Annotated in this window: 2 tRNA genes and 2 rRNA genes; all 4 read left to right on the forward strand. The window is 50.7% G+C overall.

Annotation, left to right across the window (positions count from 1 at the left end):
• Positions 1 to 251: ribosomal RNA gene (locus E2L00_RS21275) — 16S ribosomal RNA — on the forward strand; the annotation flags it as partial.
• Positions 252 to 320: 69 nt separating this feature from the next.
• A tRNA-Ile gene (locus E2L00_RS21280) sits at positions 321 to 397 on the forward strand.
• Between the two features lie 153 nt (positions 398 to 550).
• Positions 551 to 626: transfer RNA gene (locus E2L00_RS21285), tRNA-Ala, on the forward strand.
• 205 nt (positions 627 to 831) lie between these two features.
• A 23S ribosomal RNA gene (locus E2L00_RS21290) occupies positions 832 to 1,246 on the forward strand; the annotation flags it as partial.

The raw sequence follows: 1,246 nt of genomic DNA on the forward strand, positions 1-1,246 counted from the left end.
GCGTCGTAGTCCGGATCGGAGTCTGCAACTCGACTCCGTGAAGTCGGAATCGCTAGTAATCGTGGATCAGAATGCCACGGTGAATACGTTCCCGGGCCTTGTACACACCGCCCGTCACACCATGGGAGTGGGTTGCAAAAGAAGTAGGTAGCTTAACCTTCGGGAGGGCGCTTACCACTTTGTGATTCATGACTGGGGTGAAGTCGTAACAAGGTAACCGTAGGGGAACCTGCGGTTGGATCACCTCCTTACCTTAAAGATACGARCCTGCGCAGTGTCCACACAGATTGTCTGATAGAAAACGAGCAGTAAAACCTTATAGGCTTGTAGCTCAGGTGGTTAGAGCGCACCCCTGATAAGGGTGAGGTCGGTGGTTCAAGTCCACTCAGGCCTACCAAATTCTCCCTGATACTGCGTTATGAAATAACTCACATACTTTAGTATGCTTCGTCATTCCATGCCTTGTCTCAGCACGAATTGCATTTTCTTTTTCGCAGGAAAAAGGAAAGGCCTCAGCGTGAGTGGTAATCAAGGGTTTTACGAAATCGATGGGGCTATAGCTCAGCTGGGAGAGCGCCTGCCTTGCACGCAGGAGGTCAGCGGTTCGATCCCGCTTAGCTCCACCATCATTTCATGCTCATATGATACGTCCGAGTGTACTGGCTGACAGTGTACTGCGACGTATTTGCTCTTTAAAAATCCGGAACAAGCTGAAAATTGAAACGACACGCCGTTTCCTTTCTCCGTAATTAAGAAAGGAARAKRCGGTGTGTCAGAGTCTCTCAAATTTTCGCAACGCGAACTGTCTTACGAGACATCTTCGGGTTGTGAGGTTAAGCGACCAAGCGTACACGGTGGATGCCCTGGCAGTCAGAGGCGATGAAGGACGTGCTAATCTGCGATAAGCGCCGGTAAGGTGATATGAACCGTTATAACCGGCGATTTCCGAATGGGGAAACCCAGTGCAATYCGTTGCACTATCGTTAAGCCAATACATAACTTAACGAAGCGAACCGGGGGAACTGAAACATCTAAGTACCCCGAGGAAAAGAAATCAACCGAGATTCCCCCAGTAGCGGCGAGCGAACGGGGAACAGCCCAGAACCAGCATCAGTTTGTGTGTCAGTGGAAGCGTCTGGAAAGGCGCAGGGTACAGGGTGATACTCCCGTACACAAAGGCACACCTTCTGTGAGTTCGACGAGTAGGGCGGGACACGTGGTATCCTGTCTGAATATGGGGGGACCA

The organism is Cedecea colo (assembly GCF_011808225.1).
GTDB classification, from domain to species: Bacteria; Pseudomonadota; Gammaproteobacteria; order Enterobacterales; family Enterobacteriaceae; genus Dryocola; species Dryocola colo.